This window comes from Bacteroides sp. GM023 (genome assembly GCF_014750685.1).
Lineage (GTDB): Bacteria > Bacteroidota > Bacteroidia > Bacteroidales > Bacteroidaceae > Bacteroides.
In genome coordinates this window covers 219,757-239,660 of the sequence record NZ_JAAXGE010000009.1, presented here as the reverse complement: position 1 = coordinate 239,660, position 19,904 = coordinate 219,757, and the positions used below count along the sequence as shown (strand labels likewise).

Annotated in this window: 13 protein-coding genes; 12 read left to right on the top strand and 1 reads right to left on the bottom strand. The window is 42.0% G+C overall.

Features of this window, described 5'->3' with window-relative positions; translation table 11 throughout:
• The first annotated feature begins 272 nt into the window (after positions 1-272).
• The 12 genes from HC965_RS19160 (at position 273) to HC965_RS19105 (ending at position 19,154) form a co-directional block, all read left to right on the top strand.
• Entirely contained in the window at positions 273-2,462 is a 2,190-nt protein-coding gene (locus HC965_RS19160; protein WP_191032955.1) for a glutamine synthetase III, read from the top strand.
• A gap of 116 nt (positions 2,463-2,578) precedes the next feature.
• Positions 2,579-3,280 (top strand): Crp/Fnr family transcriptional regulator, encoded by a 702-nt coding sequence (locus HC965_RS19155; RefSeq protein WP_191032954.1) that lies wholly within the window; start codon positions 2,579-2,581, stop codon positions 3,278-3,280.
• 31 nt (positions 3,281-3,311) lie between these two features.
• On the top strand, positions 3,312-3,866 hold the full coding sequence (locus HC965_RS19150) for an RNA polymerase sigma-70 factor (RefSeq protein WP_191032953.1): 555 nt from the start codon (positions 3,312-3,314) through the stop codon (positions 3,864-3,866).
• Between the two features lie 67 nt (positions 3,867-3,933).
• Positions 3,934-5,097, top strand: a complete 1,164-nt coding sequence (locus HC965_RS19145; RefSeq protein WP_191032952.1) for a FecR family protein — start codon at positions 3,934-3,936, stop codon at positions 5,095-5,097.
• Between the two features lie 25 nt (positions 5,098-5,122).
• Entirely contained in the window at positions 5,123-8,695 is a 3,573-nt protein-coding gene (locus HC965_RS19140) for a SusC/RagA family TonB-linked outer membrane protein (RefSeq protein WP_191032951.1), read from the top strand.
• Positions 8,696-8,715: 20 nt separating this feature from the next.
• Entirely contained in the window at positions 8,716-10,260 is a 1,545-nt protein-coding gene (locus HC965_RS19135) for a RagB/SusD family nutrient uptake outer membrane protein (RefSeq protein ID WP_191032950.1), read from the top strand.
• 36 nt (positions 10,261-10,296) lie between these two features.
• Positions 10,297-11,316, top strand: a complete 1,020-nt coding sequence (locus tag HC965_RS19130; protein ID WP_191032949.1) for a hypothetical protein — start codon at positions 10,297-10,299, stop codon at positions 11,314-11,316.
• Between the two features lie 27 nt (positions 11,317-11,343).
• Positions 11,344-12,351, top strand: a complete 1,008-nt coding sequence (locus HC965_RS19125) for a TlpA disulfide reductase family protein (RefSeq protein ID WP_191032948.1) — start codon at positions 11,344-11,346, stop codon at positions 12,349-12,351.
• Between the two features lie 33 nt (positions 12,352-12,384).
• Positions 12,385-14,091, top strand: a complete 1,707-nt coding sequence (locus HC965_RS19120; RefSeq protein WP_191032947.1) for a S8 family serine peptidase — start codon at positions 12,385-12,387, stop codon at positions 14,089-14,091.
• Positions 14,092-14,099: 8 nt separating this feature from the next.
• Positions 14,100-15,266, top strand: coding sequence for an aspartyl protease family protein (locus HC965_RS19115; RefSeq protein WP_191032946.1), 1,167 nt, complete (start codon positions 14,100-14,102; stop codon positions 15,264-15,266).
• An 18-nt stretch (positions 15,267-15,284) separates the two neighbouring features.
• On the top strand, positions 15,285-16,574 hold the full coding sequence (locus HC965_RS19110) for a thioredoxin domain-containing protein (protein ID WP_191032945.1): 1,290 nt from the start codon (positions 15,285-15,287) through the stop codon (positions 16,572-16,574).
• A gap of 150 nt (positions 16,575-16,724) precedes the next feature.
• Complete coding sequence (locus HC965_RS19105; protein WP_191032944.1) at positions 16,725-19,154, top strand: beta-N-acetylhexosaminidase; 2,430 nt, start codon at positions 16,725-16,727, stop codon at positions 19,152-19,154.
• 94 nt (positions 19,155-19,248) lie between these two features.
• Here HC965_RS19105 and HC965_RS19100 read toward each other — a convergent pair whose 3' ends face one another.
• On the bottom strand, positions 19,249-19,779 hold the full coding sequence (locus HC965_RS19100; protein ID WP_191032943.1) for an RNA polymerase sigma-70 factor: 531 nt from the start codon (positions 19,777-19,779) through the stop codon (positions 19,249-19,251).
• Between the last annotated feature and the right edge of the window lie 125 nt (positions 19,780-19,904).

Sequence of the window (19,904 nt, the reverse complement as noted above, 5' to 3'; positions counted from 1 at the left end):
TTTTCCCCGTATAATACTTAGAATACAAACAAAAATGTCACAGAGGATTTTCCAAATCATCTAAATGCCTTACTGATGTGACCTGTACAAAACTTATATATTTACCAGTGTTTTTTACGTCACGACCATAAACTTCTGCTTTCACCCCTCAATCCGAAGGGGGTATATTCAAAAAAATCACTTCATTTTTCAAATTACCCCCTAAAAAATAGGGGTACTTTCAGAAAAAACATATAATTTTGCGCCATCAACCGATAAAAAACAGACCATTTATGTCTAAAATGAGATTTTTTGCATTACAAGAGCTTTCCAACCGGAAACCTTTGGAAGTAACTGCTCCTTCCAACAAACTCTCTGATTATTATGGTAGCCATGTGTTTGACCGCAAGAAGATGCAGGAGTATCTTCCCAAAGAAGCCTATAAGGCCGTGACCGATGCTATCGAAAAAGGTACGCCTATCAACCGTGAAATGGCGGACTTAATTGCCAACGGCATGAAAAGCTGGGCAAAGTCACTCAACGTTACACACTACACACACTGGTTTCAGCCTTTGACGGACGGAACAGCCGAAAAACATGACGGCTTTATCGAGTTCGGCGAAGACGGTGGAGTAATCGAACGATTCTCTGGAAAATTACTCATTCAGCAGGAGCCGGACGCTTCTTCTTTCCCGAACGGCGGTATCCGCAACACTTTCGAAGCACGCGGCTATACGGCATGGGATGTTTCTTCACCGGCATTCGTAGTAGATACGACTCTTTGTATCCCTACTATCTTCATTTCTTATACAGGCGAAGCACTGGATTACAAAACTCCACTACTGAAAGCACTCGCTGCTGTGGATAAAGCAGCTACGGAAGTTTGCCAGTTGTTCGATAAGAACGTGACACGCGTATTTACAAACCTTGGATGGGAACAGGAATATTTCCTTGTCGACTCTTCCTTATATAATGCACGTCCCGACCTCTGTCTGACAGGACGAACACTGATGGGACACTCTTCCGCCAAAGACCAACAGTTGGAAGACCACTATTTCGGTTCAATACCTCCACGCGTCACCGCATTTATGAAGGAACTGGAAATAGAATGTCACAAGCTGGGCATTCCTGCCAAGACCCGTCACAACGAGGTAGCCCCCAACCAGTTCGAGTTGGCTCCTATCTTCGAAAACTGTAATCTGGCAAATGACCACAATCAGCTTGTCATGGATTTGATGAAACGTATTGCAAGGAAACATCACTTTAACGTACTGCTGCACGAGAAGCCTTATAGCGGAGTGAACGGTTCAGGCAAGCACAACAACTGGTCGCTTTGTACCGATACGGGCATCAACCTGTTTGCCCCGGGAAAGAATCCGAAAGGAAACATGCTGTTCCTTACTTTCCTGGTAAATGTATTGATGATGGTTTATAAAAATCAGAATCTGCTACGTGCTTCCATTATGAGCGCCAACAACAGCCACCGTCTCGGAGCCAACGAAGCTCCTCCCGCTATTCTTTCCTGCTTCCTGGGTTCACAACTTTCGGCAACCCTTGACGAAATTGTCCGCCAGGTAGGAAACGAGAAGATGACACCGGAAGAAAAGACGACGCTGAAACTGGGTATCGGACGTATCCCCGAGATTCTGCTCGATACCACCGACCGTAACCGTACTTCTCCTTTCGCTTTCACCGGAAATCGTTTTGAATTCCGTGCCGCAGGTTCTTCTTCCAACTGTGCAGCCGCAATGATTGCCATCAATGCTGCCATGGCAAACCAGTTGAATGAATTCCGCGCATCCATAGAGAAATTGATGGAAGAAGGAGTAGGCAAAGATGAAGCTATCTTCCGGTTGCTGAAAGAAACAATCATTGCTTCCGAACCGATTCGTTTCGAAGGCGACGGCTATTCGGAAGAATGGAAACAGGAAGCTGCACGCCGTGGACTGACTAACATCTGCCACGTCCCGGAAGCACTGATGCACTACGTCGACAACCAATCCAAATCCGTACTCATCGGCGAACGTATCTTCAACGAAACAGAATTGAACAGCCGCCTGGAAGTGGAGCTGGAAAAATACACCATGAAGGTTCAGATTGAAGGCCGTGTATTGGGCGACCTTGCCATCAACCACATTGTGCCGACTGCTGTTACTTATCAGAACCGGTTAATCGAAAACCTCCGCGGACTGAAAGAAATATTCCCCGCCGAAGAATATGAAGTATTGAGTGCCGACCGCAAGGAACTGATTCGTGAGATTTCGCATCGGGTGACTTCCATCAAAGTACTGGTTCGCGAAATGACGGAAGCCCGGAAGGTAGCCAACCACTTGGAAAACTATACGGAAAGAGCATTTGCCTATGAAGAAAAAGTGCGCCCGTATCTCGACCAAATCCGTGACCATATCGACCATTTGGAAATGGAAGTAGACGACGAAATATGGCCGTTGCCCAAATACAGAGAACTGTTGTTTACCAAATAGAATGTCCACAAGATTGCACGAAAGCTACCACTTTTGTGCAATCTTTTTATAGATTCGTGCATTTTTTCATTTTTTATTTTTACTTTTGTGCTGTATAACACAGTTTTGTAGCACCCATGGTAAAAATGAACATGTCAGACATCGATATTTCGGAACCGTTATCCGATATGATAGCTCCTTTGAATAATGAGCAAAAGGAGTTTCTGATGAACAATTATACGATACAGACCTACAAAAAGAATGAAACCATCTATTGTGAAGGGGAAAGACCGTCTCACCTGATGTGTCTCATCAATGGCAAAGTCAAGATCTTCAAAGATGGCGTAGGGGGTAGAAGTCAGATTATTCGCATGATTAAACCACGCGAATACTTTGCTTATCGTGCCTATTTCGCTCAACAAGATTTCGTAACTGCCGCAGCAGCTTTCGAGCCTTCCGTAGTCTGTCTGATACCCATGAGTGCCATCGCAACACTGATTGCACAAAACAACGACTTGGCCATGTTCTTTATCCGCCAGCTTTCCATCGACCTGGGCATCTCCGATGAACGTACCGTCAATCTGACTCAAAAACATATCCGCGGACGACTGGCAGAATCCCTGATTTTCCTAAAAGAAAGTTATGGCCTGGAAGAAGACGGTTCGACCCTGAGTATTTACCTATCACGCGAAGATTTGGCAAATCTTTCGAATATGACTACTTCGAATGCTATCCGTACCTTGTCACAGTTCGCCACAGAGCGACTGATTACTATCGACGGAAGAAAAATCAAAATCATCGAAGAAGAAAAGCTGAAGAAAATAAGCAAGATTGGATAGCACGCAGCTTATCACAATCCTACTCTAAATAGTGAGCATATACATAGAAAATATCATTGCAGACATCAAACGTGGCAACAAAAACGCTTTCAAAAAGCTATTTGATGACTACTACCCTATCCTTTGTGTATTTGCCGCCCACTATATCAAAGACAAAGAAATCTGCAAAGACATCGTACAGGATGCCTTACTCGCTTATTGGGAACATCGGGAAGAGTTCGATGATATCCTGAAAGTGAAGAATTTCCTCTATACCGTCACCCGAAACAAGTGTCTGAACCATCTGAAACATGAACAGATAGATATTTCTCATCTTGCAGCGCAAGAAGACAGCGAAGAAGGTTTCGAAGCTGCCATTATTGAGCAAGAAACTTTTCGTATGGTACGCAAAGCGGTAGAAGAACTGCCTACCCAGATGCAAAACATCATCTTACTCTCCATGAAAGGGTTAAAAAACCATGAAATAGCTGACAAATTGCAAATAGCAGAGGGAACTGTCCATACGTTAAAAAAAATAGCCTATCGCAAACTTCGAGAAAGCCTCAAAGGGATAAATTATATATTATTTCTCTTCCTGTGCAAATAAAGTGACTTTCTGATTACCCCGTTTTCTCGACTTGGTTGTCTTATACATATAACAAATCGAAAAAACGATGCATTCATTCAAAGAAAAACTTAAAATTGCTAGAATCTTAGCTTCCCTATTCACTTATTCGTCTACGCCGGAAGAAGAACAAGCTTATCGCCAATGGATTGACGAGAACCCGGAACATCAAAAGATGGCGGACCGGATACTGAATCAGGATACCTATGAAGAAAATACCCGGTTACTGAAAAGTTTTCCTTCACAAAAGGGATGGGAAAAGATTTATCCGTTACTTGGAGACAGTAAAAAGTCAGCAATGTTTTTTCCGTGGAGAAGGAGCCTGAAATATGCTGCTCTTATTTTACTGTTAATGCTCCCGGTTTCTTACCTTATATATAATTGGGTAGCCGAAGAGCCTATCAGCGAGATTACTCCCGGAACACGTGGCGGGGAAGTGACTTTGAGTAATGGCAATACGTTCAGCCTTCCGGGAGGTATTTTCCCCGAAGGAGCTACCGAAGTGTTTGTCATTGATGCCAAAGGTATCAACTATCACACGCCTACCAACAAACCGCAGATAAAAGAAATCAAGAATACGCTCCGCACCTTGCAGGGAATGGAATGTCATATCACCCTCTCAGACGGAACAAAGATTCATCTGAATGCGGAAACCCAACTGACTTATCCGGTGTGTTTCAGTGGTCAGGAACGTATTGTGGAAATTGAAGGGGAAGCTTATTTTGATGTCGCTCCGGACAAGGAGCATCCGTTTATCGTGCAGACTCCTCATACTGCCATACGAGTGACGGGAACTTCTTTCAATGTCAGGGCGTATGCGGACGAACAGACAGAAAGTACGACGCTGATAAACGGTTCCGTAACCATAAAGAACGGAAATGAAGATTTCGATTTGATTCCGAACCAGCATTTTGCTTATGATAAAAGCACGCATGAAAGTACCGTCAACACCGTCAACACAGAATTATACACTTCCTGGGAGTCAGGGTCATTCATTTTTATGAATGTTTCTCTGGAAAGTGTCATGTCTTATCTTTCCAAATGGTACGGATTCAACTATACGTTTGAAGACGATACCGCCAAACAAGTGAAAATCGGAGCTTATCTCAACCGCTATGAAAACATGAATCCGATTATCGACATGATTATGGGACTTAACCTGGTAGACATCAAGCAACGAGATGGCATTCTACATATTTCTTACAAACAATAATTAATACTTATATAACTAACACAGTATGAAAAAACGAGTACAACCCTTACCGTGGGGAATATCGTACGTGAGCAGAAACTTCGTAAGATTCTGTCTTCTATGGATATTCTCTCTCTCTTCACTTATGATTCAGGCACAGGAAAACCAAAGAATTACCGTCGACCTGCGAGGGGAAACGCTGGAAGCGGCACTTTGGTATCTACAGAACCGGACGAAATTCGTCTTTATGTATGCGACGAAAGACATATCCGGTGTATCGGACGTCAATGTAAAAGCGAAAGACAAAACGGTTACCGAAATTCTGGATGAATGCCTGGCCGGCACTAACCTTACTTACGAAGTTTCCGGCAATGCCATCGTCATCAAGAAAAGAAGCACTCAGAATATTACCATCACCGGATGGATACGCGACTCAAACGGTGAAGCACTTCCCGGCGCTACGGTCACCATCCGTGGCTCGAAAAGCGGTGGTATCGCCGGAATGGACGGGAATTATACTTGTATTATCCCTGCGCAGGAAGGGTTGGTTCTGACTTATTCTTTCATCGGAATGGAGAAGAAAGTTGTAAAATACACAGGAAAGAAGACAATCAATATTACACTGAACAGCAGTAATACGGAAATAGATGAAGTGGTAGTGACCGGATACCAGAATATTCAACGTCGTGACCTCGTTGGTTCTATTACCACTCTGAAGGCGAAGGATATTGTGATGCCTTCATACAGCACCATCGACCAAATGTTGCAGGGACGTGTAGCGGGTATGATGGTAACGAGCAGTAGTAGCCGTGTAGGTAGCGCACCGCAGATTAAGATTCGTGGTACCAGTACATTGATCGGTAATCAGGATCCGCTGTGGGTAGTAGACGGTATCATTCAGGAAGATTTTTCCGTTGACTTGGACGATAGCAGTCTAATGACAGAGGATTTGAAAAATATCATCGGTAATCAGATATCTTGGTTAAATCCGGCAGATATTGAGAATATCACTATTTTGAAAGATGCTTCCGCAACCGCTATCTATGGTTCGAAGGCATCTAATGGTGTTATTGAAATCACAACCAAAAGAAATACCAGTGACAGGCTGACGGTGAACTACTCATCCAATTTCAATATCGGACAACGGCCGAATTATGGTATGTTTAATCTGATGAACTCACAAGAGCGTGTTCAATTCTCACAAGATGCTTTCAACTGGGGAACGTCTTATGCGACTGTTCCTTATAAAGAACTATATACCTATGAAGGTTTATTACGAATGTATCTGGAACATGATATTTCAGAATCTGAATACAGTAATGCCTACAGAACTTTAGAAACACAAAATACCGACTGGTTAAAGTTACTGACCCGCCGCTCGTTCAGCCATAATCATAATGTCAGTGTTTCCGGTGGTACAAATAAATTCAGCTATTCAGCCTCAATGGGTTATACCAACAGCGAAGGACAGGAAATCGGCAATGACAGTGAACGTATGACCGGACGCATTTCTCTCTTAATGCGTCCCGTACAGAAACTGACTATCAGCGTCACGATGAATGGTAGTGTCAGCACAACTACCGGATTTTCTGGAGGTGTAGACCCATTGGGCTATGCGACCACCACTAACCGCGCCATCGATCCCGATGTATATTATCAAAAAATAAGAAATTACAGATACAATAATACTCATGAATCTCTCTCATACAATTTCATTAATGAGCGTGATAACAGTGGTTCTAAATCACGTTCTACCCATATGTCCGCTTCACTCGATCTGAAATGGAATATTCTGGACTGGCTGACTTATCAATTTACAGGTGGATATACTGACAACAATAGTACCAATGAAAGTTGGCTGACAGAACAAACGTACTATATTGCCAATCAATATCGTGGATATGATTATAACTCAGTTAATCCTACCAGTCCCGAGTTCAAAGCAGCCCAATTACCATTCGGTGGAAGATTGTACACCAACAATTCAAATCAGTATGCCTATAACATTCAGAACAAAATACAAATTAGCAAAGCATTCAATGAGAACAACCGCTTGAATGCTTTGATAGGTACAGAAGTTCGCTCCACTACGGGAAAAGGAATACGCAACACTCTGTATGGTTATGTACCCGACAGGGGAGAACGTATTGTAGCTCCTACTACACCGGAAGATTTTCAACCTATTGGCAATCCTGCCTTCACTGGTTGGGGGTTACTTAGTGATATATATGGTTCAGGATGGAGAAAAACAAACACTACAAATAACTTCTTTTCCGTATTTGCCACCTTTGCATATTCATATATGAACCGCTATGTAGTCAATGCCAATGTGCGTAACGATGCTTCCAACCGCTTCGGACAAGATACGAATAATCGCTTTGACCCAACCTATTCTATTGGTTTCTCCTGGAGAGCTTCGGAAGAAAAACTCATCAAGGAACATCTGAAGTGGATAACTACACTGAACTTCCGTGGAACATATGGAATCCAAGGTAATGCACTGACCCGTCTTAGTCCTGAATTAATTTTGGAACAAAAGGGGGTAAAACCGGGATATAATCAATATTTCTCCACTATTACCCAAATTCCCAATCCACATCTTTCGTGGGAACGTACGAAGACATGGAACTTCGGTCTCGACCTGGAATTATTCAATATGTTCTACATGAATTTGGAATACTATACACGACGTTCCAATGCTGTTGTATCGCTGGCTCTCCCATATGAGTATGGCATTAAAGATATGAAACGAAATGGTGGAATTATCCGCAACCGTGGTGTAGAATATACCTTATCTTTCACTCCACTTCAAAAACGTGATTATGCTTTAAGTGTCAGTATGAATATCTCCAAGAACTGGAATAAGGGGGGCGAAACGGAAATAGTAACCACTCATATGAATTTCCTGAATGGAAAATCTGATTATATTCTCAAGGAAGGCTTTCCGTTAAGTGCATTCTGGTCTTACTCTTTTGCCGGATTGGATGAAAACGGAAAACCAACTTTCAACTTACTGGATGTCCCCGAAGAAGAACGTGATTCTAGCATTGACAAAACAACCTACCTTGTTTATTCCGGTCAGAAAGAGCCTGACTTTACCGGTGGTATGGGGTTAAGTTTTCGTTATAAATCACTGACCCTGAATACAAATTTTGCCTTAATTGTTGGCAATAAGAAACGACTGACATCTCCCTATAAGGATTTTGGCGGTTCAAGAAGTACTATGCCCGACCCTACAACAAATGCCAACCGAGATTTATTGAAGCGTTGGAAAGCACCTGGTGACGAAGCATATACAATCATACCGGCTTTGCCGCGCGGAGTAGATACTCTTATGAAATTGCCTGATGGAGAAACTGCTGAAAGCTTGATTCAAATGTGGGAAAGATCTGATGCAATGGTTGTCAGCGGTTCGTTCCTGCGTTGCCGCAGCATGGGACTCACCTGGCAGATGAAACGTGAATGGTGCGACAAAATTTTCGCCAAGAACTTGTCTCTTAACTTTAGTGTAGACAATCTCTTTGTCATTGCCAGCAAACGCTTTAACGGTTTCGACCCGGAACTGGACAACAGCGTTATGCCACGTACTTTCTCATTTGGTATTAATGTAGGTTTTTAAAGAGTAAAATGGAATATAATATGAAACTAAAAAATATACTTTACGCAACCCTTTTTGTCAGCCTTTCCTCTTGCGGTGACTTTCTGGAGCCTAAATCGCAAAGCGAGTATGTACCTAAAGAAGCCACAGCTTTACAGGAATTACTGATCGGAGCAGCCTATCCGGAGCAAACCTCCCAATATAATTTACTCAGTTATCTGGAAATATTCAATGACGACCTTCAACAACAAGAACTGGATGGTTTTTCTTTTTTAGAAAATCAACAAACAACGTCCAATGCATTGGAATATATGTTTAGCTGGCAATCTGATATGTTCATAGCCATGCCACAGATAGGATATGTGAATATACCCAATGTGTGGGAAGGAACTTACAAATACATTTTGGGAGCAAATGCAGTATTAGACTATATGGATGATGTTGCCGGCACAACGGAAGAAAAAAACTATGTACTAGCGCAGGCATTAGGACTCCGGGCCTTCTATTATTATCTGCTGGTCAACTATTACGGCGCGCCTTATAATTATAATAAGGCAGCATTGGGCGTACCGTTAAAGTTGGATAGTAAAATGAGCGAAGAAAGTAATGTTATGATGACACGTAACACAGTAGAAGAAGTCTATACACAGATTATAGATGATCTCAACGAAGCCGAACGTTTATTCTTGACGGTACCGGTTGCCAACCAGTACCAACCGAACTTCTTAGTTAGTCTGCCGATGGTGGAATTGTTGAAATCCCGCGTGTATCTTTATATGGAAAACTGGTCGGAAGCCAGAAAGTATGCCGGTAAAGTAATCAATGACTGGAACTTTAGTATTCTTGACCTTAACGGCATTTCGTTACCGGATCCCACAGTTAAAGATCCATACTATGAGTTCAATAGTTACACTTCTCCCGAAGTTATTTGGGCGTATGGCAGTATTCAGGATCTCGTTTCCCAATATGTAACTTACCTGACCAACAGCAGTGACAAAACGACAAGAAGAGCCTTCAATGCTTCAGAAACTTTATTATCCAGCTTCAAAGCCGGAGACTTGCGCAAGGACTTATACATTGTGAGAGAAATACTGGTAAACGCAAAAGATCCTAATAAGAATACATTTTATGATTCGTATCTGCCTTATGGGAAATATAAGACAAGCAATTCTGTTCCGGTAAGTTCCAATGAATATTTTGCGCTCTCGTTCCGATTGTCGGAAGCCTATCTGAATCTAGCGGAAGCTGCTGCCTTGGATAATGCCGAAGGAGAAGCCATCAGTGCCATGAATACACTGCTCGAAAAGCGCTACACACCGGCTACTTACACAACCATTTCCGGATTGACCGGAGAAGCATTGGTAAACATGATTCGCGATGAACGTAGAAAAGAGCTTTGCTTTGAAGGACAACGCTGGTTCGACTTACGCCGTTATGGGATGCCTTCATTCACTCATAAGTGGAATGGGAATACGTATACTTTGACGAAAAACGACCCGTCTTATACAATGCCACTCTCCAAAGCAATCATGGATAAGAACATTAAGTTGGAACAAAATCCATTGGCTCCCAAACGAGTGAACTAACTGACAGTATTCATTTTTTTATAAAAAGATAAATATATGAAATCAATATATAATATATGGGTCTTTATTGCCTGCTTAACATTGGCTTCCTGCTATGATGAAGACCCGATTACAGCTTCAGATTCCGGCAATGCGGGACGTTTTGAATTTCCACAAGGAGATAATAGTTGGGATGATGACATCATTGATATTTACAATGAATTCGGAGTGCGACTGATTTACAAAGATATTTTAGACCAGGATTTTACTAAAAGCTGGATTGGGGGGAATACAGGAATGATAACCTATCATGGAACAGGATGTATCAACGATGAAATGACGCAATTTTATGTCAAATTCATGAAAGAGCATGTGTTTCATTATCTGAATCCGAAAATAACAGAGAAGATACTTCCCATGTACTGGTATCTTGCATTCAATTTTCATAATGTATGGACATTCCCTACAGCGACTCTTTATAATCCGATGAAGAGCCAGGGAGATTTAGCCATGATGGACTGTTGGCTCACCTGTTTCTGGGGACAGAATGTAGGAGCATCCCAAAAGGATCCTCTTATCGCATGGATGAGTCCGCTGACAGAAGACAAAACAAGTTACGCCATACGCCGTTGCTTTATTATAAATGATGTGATAACAGCAGCTATCGGAAAAGGGAATATTGTAATGCCAACGGAATTTGATACCGGATTTGACCACAGTACCCGACTGGTTATCACCGACTATGACGAAGATAAGCTCAAACCGAACTACTATCTGAACAGAGGGTATCCGGGGAAAATTAATACAGCTAATGGTAATTACACTAAACCCGCAGCAGCCCCTACCGCAGCAGCGGCAACATTCCTTGGCTATGTGCAATTATCCATACGTTTCACGAAGGAAGAACGTGAAGAAATGTTTCCTTCAAGCAAGTATCCTTTTACAAAAGAGAAATTTGACCTTGTACAGAAGTACATGAAGGAGAAATATAATCTCGACCTGAATGCTATTGCTGAAGGGCCGGCAACTTGGAATATCACTCCTTATCCGGAGCTTCCTCCTGCCATTCTCCCTTAAAAACGCCTTATTAACAATAAGAATGAAATGAAACCTGTGAAAAATAATATATTATTTATGCTGTTTCTCCTATGCGCTACATGCGCATGGGGAGCAGGCGGCCTGCAGATAAAAGGTAAAATCAAAGTTTTAAAGCCTACTACCCTACAGGTGAAAGACTTGAAAGGAAACGTAGTGATGAGCTGTGCGATACCCCAGGACGGAACATTCAGTACCGAAGAAAAAACAATCGTGCCTGATGTTTACGTGCTCTATTTGGGTGAGACAGAACAAAAGATTTATCTGGAAAACAACACGGTGATCATCAACGGGTATTTTGATTCACAGAATCCGCAGAAAAGTTCATTATCTTTCACAGGTATTGATACTTTCCTTGCTTTACAGGATTATCTACCGTCAGAGTCTAATTCGGGTAAAGCAACTATTCCGGATTCAGCGAAAGGAAAACTCACCCCCGGTATGGCGGCTGCTCTGGCTTATTTAGCCAATGTTAGTGATTACCAATCGAATAAAATGTTATTGGATATGATACCTGACGAAAGCCGGAACTCACAATCTGCCCAATGGTTGGTGGATAAAGTGGAAGTCCTCTCCCATCGAATCGTCGGAGCTGTATGTCCTGATTTCACATTGGTAGATGACAAGGGAAAGAATGTGAGTCTGAAAGATTTACGGGGAAAGATTGTCGTCTTGGATTTTTGCGCTTCCTGGTGTGGTCCTTGTCGCAAAGAAATGCGCAGTCTGCTGAAAATCTATAATGAACTAAAAGCGGATGATTTGGAATTTGTCAGTGTTTCACTGGACGACAGTGAAGCCAAATGGAAAAAAATGGTGGATGAAGAACAACTTCCTTGGATTATGCTTTGGGACAAAGAGGGATTCCCTAAAAGTTCCAAAGCTCCAAGTACTCTTCAATCGGCATACGGATTTTATTCTATCCCGTTTCTGGTAGTTATTGATAAAGAAGGCAAGCTACTGGCACGCAACATAAGGGGCGAACAGGTTCGGGAGGCTATCTTAAACGCACGCAAATAAAAGAATATCATCATATTAATACTCAATAGTACAATGAAGAAATTTATATTTTCTATCGTATGCTGCCTTATCAGCGCAGCAGTATCAGCTCAGCTCGTACAGCAAAAGGCAGAGAAACAAAAGAGCCAATCTGAACTGGATTGGTTTAACTGTTCTTTCGACCGGGACGGTGTATATGGAGCTGAAGTAAACAAGGCTTATGAATACTTGAATGCCAACAAAAAGAAAGCGAAAAAAAGACCGGTTGTTGCATTAATCGGTACAGGTATGGATGTAGACCACGAAGACCTGAAACACAATATATGGGTAAACAGAAAAGAAAAACTAAATCAGAAAGATGATGATAAGAATGGATTGGTAGATGATATCAACGGTTGGAACTTCATCGGTGGCAGAGATGGACAAGTGATGGAATCTCTGACACGTGAAGGGGATCGTGAGTTCTTTCGTCTGAAAGATAAATACGCCGACCTTATCTTTGATGGAAAAAAGTTTTATAAGATTGTCAATGGTAAGCGTGAAGAAACTCCTGCACCGGAAAATATGAATGAGTACAACTATTATCGTCATAAAGTAATACCGGAATCAAAAATTGCCGGCGCATATGGCGGTTTACAACTGTCATATGTCATGGACGAATACTTCGATAAGTTTGATAAGGATATGAAACAGCGTTTTCCGGGAAAGGAATTAACTCTTACCGAATTTCAGACTTGTTATGATCCGAAAGCAGAGAAAGACAGTCTTTCTGAAGTGACTTTCGTTCTTGCCGCCTATGCTTTCAGTATCTATAAAACGGATAAATGGGAGCATGTCTATCAAAACATGGGGAAGAGAAGTATAGAAACAGCTAAAGCTTCCTACGAAAACGCATTAAAGAAATATAGCAAAAACAGCCGGGAAGAGATTGTAGGTGATAATCCTCTGGATATTAATGATATTCATTATGGAAACAATGTACTACTGACTTCAGATGCCGCAACAGGTATAATGAAAGCCGGTGTCATCGCGGCCAAACGTGATAACGGAATCGGCATGAATGGTATCGCCGATAACGCTGAAATCATGACTTTGCGTATTCACCCGGGAGTGGGAGAACCATCTCTCAAAGATATGGCACTCGCCATCCGTTATGCAGTCAATCATGGCGCGGATGTTATCCTATTGCCCGAACAGAATTCGCTGTATCCCGAAGAACAGAAACAATGGGTGGCAGATGCATTGAAGGAAGCGGAGAAAAAAGGAGTGTTAGTGGTAGTTCCCGTATGGGACTTATCTACGGATATGGATAAGGAAGAATTCTTTCCGAACCGGAAAATGACGAAGGACGGAGAACTGACTAACTTGATGGTGGTTGCCTCATCGGACAAGAAAGGTAATCCGGTACTGAATACGAATTATGGAGCCACATCCTTGGATATTTATGCTCCGGGAACTGATATTTATTCTTCTTATATGGGAGATACGTATCAGACGGGAAGCGGTGAAGTAATGTCCTCTGCCACAGTGGCCGGAGTAGCGGCTCTCTTAAAGACTTATTTCCCTAAACTGACGGGAACGCAGATTCGTGACATCCTGCTGAAAAGCGTTACTTCACGCAAAGGAGTAGAAGTAGAAAAAGGAATCCTTGTCAAAAACAAGAATTCACAGGATTTATTTCTTTTCGATGATTTATGTATTTCAGGGGGTATCGTGAATGCTTATCAAGCTGTTTTGGAAGCGGAGAAAATCAGTAAATAAAGAATAACATGAAAAGAATAGCAATACTGACCGGCTTATGGCTGCTATTGTTTTTAATCTGCGGGCAGAACATAACGGCGCAAATCAAAAATAAGGTTTGCGACACTATCCCTTATGAATTCATCCGGGAGAAAATTATTATTCCTGTCACAGTGAATGGCGTTAAAGCGAAATACATTGTAGATACGGGTGGAAAGACCGGAACGATGCATGACGCAGTCACCGAAATGAAGGCAACTGCTGCGGGATATATGAATATATCAGATATGAATGCACAAGGAGCCAGCTATCAGGAAGCGAACCTGCGGGATGTATCCATCGGAAACTACTATACTATCCGGCAGTTGAAAACGATGGTATTCCCCAAGAATCCTTTTTTCACGGAATTGGGAGTGGTCGGTATTCTGGGAGGAGATGCTTTCGGACAATCAGTCGTAACGTTCGACTCCCGTTCAAAAATCATGGTTATCAACTATCCATATCGCCCTGAAGGGCTGAAAGTGACGGACGGCGTTCCTTTTGTTAATGATACACAGCATCATTCCATTATTAATGTCCGGTTGGGTAAAAATGATTTGAGGGTATTGTTTGATACCGGCGCAAGTGGTTTTCTGCTTTATTCAACGGAAGATTATAATAAATTGGCCAAAGTTTCCGGAATGCAGGTCACTAACCACGCATATGGCATCGTAGCTGCCGGTATCACAGGGCTGGGACAACCGGTAGATATTAAAAAGGTGAATATTCCTTCTATTCGTATTATGGGAAAAGAATTCACGAATGTGGGTAGCACCACAACGATAATGAGCACAACAATCATCGGAGTGGATTTGCTGAAATATGGCAAAGTCATTATCGACTATATGCGCAGACGTTTCTATTTCTTCCCGTTTGAAGAAGAGAAAGTCGATATGGGTGGTGCTCCATCCCTTTGGAATGTTAGTATATTACCACGTAACAAGCGATTTGAAATCACTACGGTATGGGACAGCATAAAAGATAAAGTGGCTTTCGGCGATCAGGTGATTAATATCAACGGAACTTCTTTAGAAGATTGCCCTATGAGTCAGATGGCTGTGGAAGAGATAATGAATGCTATCACCGATGATAGCGGTTATATCATTATCAGGAAAGACGACCGGGAGGAGAAAATCGAAATCAGAAAAGAGAAATAAACTTTAAACAGAATAAGTATGGGACAAGTGATAAGAAAGATATATTTCTGTTTGTTTGCGTTCTGTATAACTACAGGTATTCAAGCGCAAACGCAGAATACAATGACAGAGGTCATTCCATTTAAAATTACGGATGGGAAGATTATTGTGAATGCTACTGTAAACGGGGAGACTGCGGACTTTGTCCTCGACCTCGCCGGACACAATGCCTTACTTCCCGAAGCTATCAAGAAACTACGCATCAACACAGAGAAAACAGGCACGTTCAGTAGTTATCAGGAGTTTGTATTCAAAGATGTACCGGTAGGAGAAATCTATGAGATGGGAACATTGGCTATCGGCAATAATACGTTCAACAGTAATGTACCTGCGTTTATTCTGAATGATGAACCTTATCTGCGCAAGTTGGGGGTTATGGGTGTCCTGAACTCCGCCGTGTTCCGCACCTCTGTCCTGACTATTGATATGCAACGGAAAAGAATTACTATCACACAACCTTACCGCCCTTCTTACATGAAGCTGAATCATCGGGAGAACTTTGAATTGATTACGGGTTTTGGCGTTGTATGTCCGATAACGATTCTGGGAAAAACGGTTTCGTTCATCCTGGATACCTGGAATGACGGATTGATTCATCTTACTGATAAGGAGTTTGGCGAATGGAGTGCTTTGTATCCGAAAGGAACGATGCAGAAAGTATCCTATGGATATAAAGAAGCCGCACAGGAAGAAGAAAGCCTGATTCTGCCGGAAACCATGTTTGTAAAAACAAAGATAGAGAATGCTTCGGCGGTTAAGAATCCGTCCCTGAAACGTTCCGTACTAGGCAATAAATTATTGGATTATGGCATTTTATCCATCGACTACATTCATCAGAAAATCTATTTTCAACCGTTCGACCTGGCTCCTATTCCCGAATCGGAAGCAAAAATCACGGAAGTGAAAGTAGAGGATGGTAAAATGAATCCGATTACCCGTCAATTCTTCTTGGAACATATTTTTGATTATCAGAAAAACAATGATTTTGTTTATAATGGGGACAAACCTGTCGTAATCGACTTTTGGGCAACCTGGTGCGGACCTTGTATGCGCCTGCTTCCCAAAATGGAAGAATTGGCTGAGAAATATAAGGGAAAAGTAGTATTCTATAAAGTAAATGCAGACAAAGAGAAAGATTTATGCAATCATTTCGGCGTGAAGGCATTGCCTACCCTATTCTTTATTCCGGTAGGTGGAAAACCGATTGTTGAAGTAGGTGCTACTCCCGAGAAATATGTGCAAATCATCGAAGAACAACTTCTTAAATAAAAACACAAAACGTAAAAAAAACTCTGAACCTCTCACTAAAAGCCGGGCATTGTCCCGGCTTTTTTATTTCCTATATTATTGGAACTTATCATTTAAACGAGTACATTTGTCGTGTCAATTCTATTTATAACTTAACACACATTATTGACCATGAAGAAAAGTATTTCTCTTCTTCTTTTGTCTTTGCTTATGATGACCCCCAGTTGCCAAAAGACAAAAGAAGTGGCGAACGAGTACAACATCGTTCCCAAGCCCAATCAAATGCTCCCGAAGGAAGGGCGTTTCGAGTTGAATAACAAAGTAAAATTGGTTGTTCCACACGATGTTCCCGAAGTGAAAAACATTGCCAATAGTTTGGCCGAACAGTTGAAGCTGACAGCAGGAATTTCTTTGAAAGAAGCTGATAGCGCAGACGGCAAACAAGCTATTTGTTTCGTTATCCAGGAAGGTATGCCCCAAGAAGGCTATAAACTGTCTGTTACCCCCAATCTCATCACAGTGACCGCCTCTCAACCGAATGGATTTTTCTATGGAGTGCAAACTCTTTTCCAACTTCTTCCTACCGCTGTCTACGGTAAACAACTGGATAAAAAAGCCAACTGGTCGGTTCCTGCCGTAGAGATAGAAGATGCTCCCCGTTTTGTTTATCGCGGACTGATGTTGGACGTTTGCCGTCATTATGTACCGATAGACTATATTTATAAGTTCATCGACCTTCTGGCCATGAACAAGATGAATACTTTCCACTGGCATCTGACAGACGACCAGGGTTGGAGAATCGAAATCAAGAAATATCCGAAGTTGACGGAAATAGGCTCCAAGCGTGAAAAGACGTTGGTAGACTATTATTTTGTGAACTATCCGCAAGTTTTTGATGGAGAGGAGCATGGTGGATATTATACGCAGGAGCAAATCAAAGAGGTAGTAGCTTATGCAGCAAGCAAATATATCAATGTTATTCCCGAAATAGAAATGCCGGGACATGCGTTGGCTGCCCTTGCTTCCTATCCTGAGTTGTCTTGTGATTCTACACAGACGTATAAAGTATCTCCTACATGGGGCGTATTCGAACAAGTATTCTGTCCAAGCGAAACGACTTTCAAGTTTTTCGAAGGGGTGATGGATGAAGTAGTTGAGTTGTTCCCCAGCGAATACATTCATATCGGTGGTGACGAATGTCCCAAGACTGCCTGGAAGAACAGTGCTTTCTGCCAGCAGTTAATCCGCCAGTTAGGTTTGAAGGACGATGTGACTCCGAGCAAAGTGGACGGAGTGAAGCATAGTAAAGAAGACAAACTGCAAAGTTACTTCGTTACCCGCATGGAGAAATACCTGAACGGCAAAGGACGTAACATCATCGGTTGGGATGAAATACTGGAAGGTGGTTTGGCACCGAATGCTACCGTAATGTCATGGCGTGGTGTAGAAGGTGGTTTGAACGCTGCCAAAGCGGGACATAATGCCATTATGACTCCGATGCCGTATGCTTATCTGGATTTCTACCAGGAAGACCCGGCCATCGCCCCGACTACCATCGGCGGATATACGACTCTGAAAAAGACATATAGCTATAACCCTGTCCCGGACGATGCTGACGAGTTGGTGAAGAAACATGTGATTGGTATGCAGGGAAATCTTTGGAGAGAGTATATGAAAACCTCCGACCGTACGGATTATCAGGCTTTCCCACGTGCTATGGCTATTGCAGAAACAGGCTGGACACTGGATGCCAACAAGGACTGGAAAGATTTTTGCAAACGTATGGTTACCGAATTTGAACGTTTGGAAGTGTTGGATACAAAGCCTTGTCTCAACTTCTTCAATGTAAACGTAAATACGCATGCAGACGAAAACGGTCCATTAATGGTATTATTGGAATCTTTCTACCCGAATGCTGAAATCCGGTACACTACGGATGGCAGCGAACCGACTTCAACTTCCACTCTGTACGAACAGCCTTTCGTACTCGAAGGGAATATTGATTTGAAAGCTGCTGCTTTCAAGGATGGAAAGATGTTGGATAAAGTCACCCACAAGCCATTGTATGGTAATTTATTAGCGGGAAAACCGTTTACTGTCAATTATAAGATGGGATGGACGGGCGATATATTCGATGAGAATGATGTGATGGGAGCTGACAAGACTACCTTCGGATTAACGAATGGTAAACGGGGTAACAATGCTTCTTATAATACGTGGAGCAGTTTCGCCATCACTGAAGGCAAAGATCTGGAATTCATTGTTAATCTGAATCAGCCGACACAAGTAAACAAAGTTGTCTTCGGTTCTTTATTCAATCCTGCTATGAGGATGCTTCCTGCCGGCGGAGTTGCCGTAGAAGTTTCAGCTGACGGAAAACATTATATACAGGTAGCACAGAAAGAACTGAAACATGATTATCCGCAAACCGGAAGAATTGCTTTCACTGATTCTATCGAATTTGAACCGGCACAGGCTACGTTCCTGAAAGTGAAAATACAGAATGGTGGCAAGTTGCGCAACGGCATTGATTTTGAAAAGAACAATGGTCCGGCAATCATTCCTGCCGAATTGTGGATGGATGAAATTGAAGCTTATTAAGCAAAGCTAATCAATAAATAAAAAAGAGACTGTCTCGATAAATATGAGGTCAGTCTCTTTTTTGTAACACTAGAAAAACAAACTTTACCTGGAGTTAAACGAGTAGCAAAACTTCTCTTAGTTTTATTTGTGTCAGATATATTTGCCGTTCTACTGTATGGATGGAAATGTTCATTCTGGATGCTATCTCTCTATGGCTTTTCCCTTTAAAACGACTGAGCTTAAATATAATCCTTCTTCGCTTCGGGAGAGTTTCCAGCTTGATACGGATATTCTGCAGTATCTCCCGCCGGCATATATCCGCCCAAAAGTTATCATTATCCGCTCGTTCATATGATGTAAACTCTTGTACAAAGCGGTCACGGTATTCCTGTTTTATCCGTTGGTGTTTGAGAATGTTCAAAGCGATATTTCTAGTCATAACCAAAAGATAGGCATCGAGTTTCCTCTCATTATTCACCCACACTTCTTGTTGTTCCCAAAGTTTGATAAAAACTTCCTGTGCTACATCTTCTGCATCACACTCTGATTTTAGTAATCCATAAGCGTATTTTCTTATTTTAGAATAGTTTTCTAAAAAAAACACTGAAAATTTTTCTTCTACCTGGTTACAGTTATCTATCATGATAATCAATATATTGGAAATGTAGGTAAAGCCATCACTTTGAAGAGCACAAAAATAGCCCCAGCATTACCTCGTATTCTTACGGATACTTGAATAAACCGGGGCTTCCTTTGTGTATTTACCAA